Source organism: Pseudomonas sp. S37 (assembly GCF_016658545.1).
Taxonomy (GTDB): Bacteria; Pseudomonadota; Gammaproteobacteria; order Pseudomonadales; family Pseudomonadaceae; genus Aquipseudomonas.
This window is the reverse complement of the sequence record NZ_JACVZC010000208.1, coordinates 1-3,939: the sequence shown is the minus strand read 5'-3', so window position 1 is coordinate 3,939 and position 3,939 is coordinate 1. Positions and strand designations below refer to the sequence as shown.

5 protein-coding genes are annotated in these 3,939 nt (G+C 62.9%); 1 reads left to right on the top strand and 4 read right to left on the bottom strand.

All coding sequences use genetic code 11. The features are described from left to right. Positions 1–241 precede the first annotated feature (241 nt). From IAE39_RS29200 to IAE39_RS29185, 4 genes are all read right to left on the bottom strand, one after another. A complete protein-coding gene (locus IAE39_RS29200; RefSeq protein WP_201207927.1) occupies positions 242–1,537 on the bottom strand; it encodes an NAD(P)/FAD-dependent oxidoreductase in 1,296 nt (431 codons plus the stop codon). A gap of 84 nt (positions 1,538–1,621) precedes the next feature. Further along, positions 1,622–1,795: a DUF3094 domain-containing protein gene (locus IAE39_RS29195; RefSeq protein ID WP_008091951.1), complete on the bottom strand. Its 174-nt coding sequence runs from the start codon at positions 1,793–1,795 to the stop codon at positions 1,622–1,624. 132 nt (positions 1,796–1,927) lie between these two features. Then, the gene (locus IAE39_RS29190; RefSeq protein ID WP_201207926.1) at positions 1,928–2,557 is read right to left on the bottom strand and encodes a DUF1780 domain-containing protein; all 630 of its coding nucleotides are present in this window, start codon (positions 2,555–2,557) and stop codon (positions 1,928–1,930) included. Between the two features lie 55 nt (positions 2,558–2,612). Further along, on the bottom strand, positions 2,613–3,044 hold the full coding sequence (locus IAE39_RS29185; RefSeq protein WP_201207925.1) for a hypothetical protein: 432 nt from the start codon (positions 3,042–3,044) through the stop codon (positions 2,613–2,615). A gap of 86 nt (positions 3,045–3,130) precedes the next feature. On the opposite strand from IAE39_RS29185, the gene IAE39_RS29180 reads away from it, so the two are divergent. After that, positions 3,131–3,838: an energy-coupling factor ABC transporter permease gene (locus IAE39_RS29180; RefSeq protein ID WP_201207924.1), complete on the top strand. Its 708-nt coding sequence runs from the start codon at positions 3,131–3,133 to the stop codon at positions 3,836–3,838. Positions 3,839–3,939: the final 101 nt, after the last annotated feature.

Genomic DNA, 3,939 nt, shown 5'->3' with positions numbered 1-3,939 from the left:
TTGGCTTTTAACCAATTGGTCGTAGGTTCGAATCCTACACGACCCACCATGAACAAAGGGCATCTCGCATGAGATGCCCTTTTTCTTTGTCTTGGGAAAATGCACCCTTCAGTGCAGGCCCTTCTTGACGCTCATTGCCACGCCATCCCTTTGTAGGAGCGGGTTTACCCGCGAATGCGATGGTGGCTGCACTGCCGCATTCGCGGGTAAACCCGCTCCTACAGGGGATTGTCGATGCCTGTCAGTGCAATTTCAGGCGCGGCTCGGTCCCCCGGCCAATCTTGCTGCCCAGCATCATCAACGCCGTGCGGAAGAACCCATACAGGGCCATTTGGTGCATGCGGTACAGCGACACATAGAACATCCGCGCCAGCCAACCTTCCAGCTTCACGCTGCCCATCAGGTTACCCATCAGGTTGCCCACCGCCGAGAAGCGCGACAGCGACACCAGCGAGCCGTAGTCCTTGTACTCGTAGGTCGGCAGCGCCTTGTTCTCCAGCCGCGCCTTCAGGCTCTGCGCCAGCATCGAAGCCTGCTGGTGCGCAGCCTGCGCACGTGGCGGCACGTTGCGGTCGCTGCCCGGTTGCGGGCACGCGGCGCAGTCACCGAAGGCGAAAATGTTGTCATCGCGGGTGGTCTGCAGGGTAGGGCGCACCACCAGCTGGTTGATGCGGTTGGTTTCCAGGCCATCGATGTCTTTCAGGAAGCCTGGCGCACGGATACCGGCCGCCCATACCTTCAAACTGGCCTGGATCACTTCACCGTCCTTGGTTTTCAGGCCATCTTCGGTCACTTCACTGACGGCAGCGTTGGTCAGCACCTTCACGCCGAGTTTTTCCAGGGTCTTGTGCACCGGCACGCTGATGCGCTCCGGCAGCGCCGGCAGTACCCGCGGGCCTGCCTCGATGATGGTGATGTGCATGTCCTTGGGCTGGATGCGATCCAGGCCATAGGCCGCCAGCTCGTGGGCCGCGTGGTGCAGCTCGGCCGCCAGCTCTACACCGGTGGCACCGGCACCCACAATGGCCACGCTGATCTGCTCGCTGGCCACATCGCCGGCGTGGGCACGCAGGTAGTGGTTGAGCAGTTGCTGGTGGAAGCGCTCGGCCTGCTTGCGGGTGTCCAGGAACAGGCAGTGCTGCGCCGCGCCCAGGGTGCCGAAGTCGTTGGTGTTGGAGCCCACAGCGATCACCAGGGTGTCGTAGGCCAAGGTGCGCGCAGGCAGCAGCTCGCGGCCCTCTTCGTCGAGGGTGGCGGCCAGCTGGATCTGCTTGCCTTCACGGTCCAGGCCGCTCATGCGCCCCAGCTGGAAGTTGAAGTGGTTCCACTTGGCCTGGGCCACGTAGTTCAGTTCGTCTTCCGAGGAGTTCAGCGAGCCGGCCGCCACTTCGTGCAGCAGCGGCTTCCAGATGTGCGTGAGGTTGGCGTCGACCAGGGTGATGTCGGCCTGCTTGCGCTTGCCCAGGCTTTTACCCAGGCGGGTCGCCAGTTCCAGGCCGCCGGCGCCGCCGCCGACAATCACGATGCGATGAGTCATGGGAATATCTCATAAGGTTTACGGAATTCGTGCCCCTGTGGGGCGGCCGCAAATTGCACGAGGGGAGGGCGAGCGCGAAGCAGCTCATAGCACCAGTCCACTCAGCAGGCGGCTGATGAGACCCAACCCGATGGTCACGGCCAGCACCAGCACAAGGAGCAGCCAGGGCCGGAAAGGCCGACGCTCGACTTGGTGCTGGGGGGCGCGCAGATACTCATCGACACGACGCTGATCTTCCGGGTTCAGGCGACTGGTCATGGTGGGCCTCGTCAGGTAGACGTTTGTGACTGCGCAAACGCTACAGCGTTCGCGCAAGCGCTTGAAACAAATGATAATGCTTTCTATCCCTGGCGCCGAGTGTACGCCATCGCAAACATTCGCTGCACTGGATCAAAGACTGATGCCCACGTCGAAAACGATGCTGCGGCCCAGGTTGCTGCGCAAAAAATCTGGCGCGTCGGGGTGGGCGAACAGCACCCGGGCAAAGGTCGGCCCCACCAGCGACAGCGAGCGCCAGCCCTGGCGCAGGTATTCGGTAGGTGGCGGGAAGTGGGTGTTGAGGTCGAGCACTTCGCGCTTGAGGCTGGAGAAGGCGATGATGTCCAGCTCGTTCAGCTCCAGCCCGCGCTCGCGGTAGTTGTGCGCCTTCTTGCGCAAGGTCGGCGCCAGGCGCCCGAGCAGCTCGGTAGCACTGATGCGCCTTGGGCGCGCTTCGCGGCGCACCAGTTGCGCCAGGGAAAACGCACTGCGCCTGCGCTGCAGCTCTTCGCGCCATTCATCATTCAGCCGGCGGCCCTCGTCGAGCACGAAAAACACCTCGAAAGCCGCGTCACGGAACAGCACATCAGGTGGTTCTTGCCCGGCCGGGGTGAAGTCCTCGCTGCGGTAGGGGATGTTCAGCCCCTGCAACAGGCGCTGGCACACCCACCGCTCCCGCTCCCACTTGCGGGCGTTGGAGAGGAAGGCATTGGCTTGTTCCGCCTGGATGGTAAGCAGGCGCAGGTAGTCTGAGTCATCCATGCAGACAAGCTTAGCCGTTAATCGATGACGGTAAGATGCTGTTTGTGCGTGAGAATCAGCGAAGTATCGGCCATTGCTGCAGCAGCCCGACCAGGTGCACCACGCCAAAGCCCAGGCAGATCAGCGAACTGACCACGATAAAGCGTTGCGAGCGCCCGGTGCCGGCCAGCAATCTGGGCCCAAGCAGGCCACGCGCCAGGTACACCAGGGTGATCAGGCACATGGCTGGCAGCAACAGCGGCAACCGCCCGATTGCCCCGGCCGCCGACAAGGCATAGGCCGACCAGCTCAGCAGCACGCAGGCGATGGCGGCAGTAATCAGCCCAGGGTACCAGCGGCCTTTTTCAGCCGCCCGCGCCATGCGCTCGCCGGCACCGAACAAGCGATACCAGCGCGGGCCGACGGCAATGATCGCCAAGTGCAATACACCAATGATGGCGTTGAGTGCTGCCGCCAGCAGCAGGGTGGGGTTGAGTCCTTCCGGCATGACCAATGCTTCCTGCACTGAATGAGGGCGCCAGCCTACCGCAGCCGAAGGAAAGGGAGAATGGGTGTAGACTCGGTTTAATCCACATGGCGGCAAGGGGCATTGTTCAGGTGATCAGCGCGCAGGTGTTGTCCGGCACCACCCTTACCCTTGGCTGGCTGGGTTATGTGCCGTTGCTGCTCTGGGCGGTCAGCCGGGTTCGCTGGGTTGAACTGTTCACTGATCGGCGCCGCCAGCATTTGCTGTTCGGCACGGTGTTTTGCCTGTTCGCGTTGTGGCTGGTGAGGCGCGATTTCGATACCGGGGTGTCGTACCACTTTATTGGCATGACGGCGGTCACGCTGCTGCTGGACTGGCCGCTGGCGGTGCTGGGCGGGTTCATGGCCCAGCTTGGCTTGCTGGTGCTGGGGCGCCAGGACCTGGCGGCGCTGGGGGTGAATGGCTTGTTGCTGGTGGGCTTGCCGGTGTTGATTACCGAGGTGTGCGCGATAGTGGTCGAGCGTGCGCAGCCGCGGAACCTGTTTGTTTATATCTTCTGTTCGGGTTTCTTTCCTGCCGCGCTGACCGTGCTTGTTTGCGTGCCTGTGGCGCTGGGCGTGTTGTGGCTGGATGGGCGGTTTGCCATGCCGGAGTGGCTTAGCGACTTTGTGGGTTACCTGTGGCTGATGATGTTCCCGGAGGCGTTCATCAACGGCATGGTGATCAGTGCGCTGGTGGTGTTTTGCCCGGAGTGGCTGGAAACCTTCAACCGCACGCGGTATTTGCAGGCGCCGTGGAAGGAGGATGAGCGGTAACCTGCCACAGGTCTTGCACCGGCCTTGAATGATGTGAGGGACCCTGTAGGAGCGGGCGGGGGGGGGGGGCGGGCGGGGCCCCCCGCCCCCCGCGCGGAGGG

Excerpts from the sequence above, each read along its gene's own strand:
- IAE39_RS29190 (WP_201207926.1), bottom strand. The coding sequence starts at position 2,557 with ATGGATGACTCAGACTACCTGCGCCTGCTTACCATCCAGGCGGAACAA.
- IAE39_RS29195 (WP_008091951.1), bottom strand. The coding sequence starts at position 1,795 with ATGACCAGTCGCCTGAACCCGGAAGATCAGCGTCGTGTCGATGAGTAT.
- IAE39_RS29180 (WP_201207924.1), top strand. The coding sequence starts at position 3,131 with ATGGCGGCAAGGGGCATTGTTCAGGTGATCAGCGCGCAGGTGTTGTCC.
- IAE39_RS29200 (WP_201207927.1), bottom strand. The coding sequence starts at position 1,537 with ATGACTCATCGCATCGTGATTGTCGGCGGCGGCGCCGGCGGCCTGGAA.
- IAE39_RS29185 (WP_201207925.1), bottom strand. The coding sequence starts at position 3,044 with ATGCCGGAAGGACTCAACCCCACCCTGCTGCTGGCGGCAGCACTCAAC.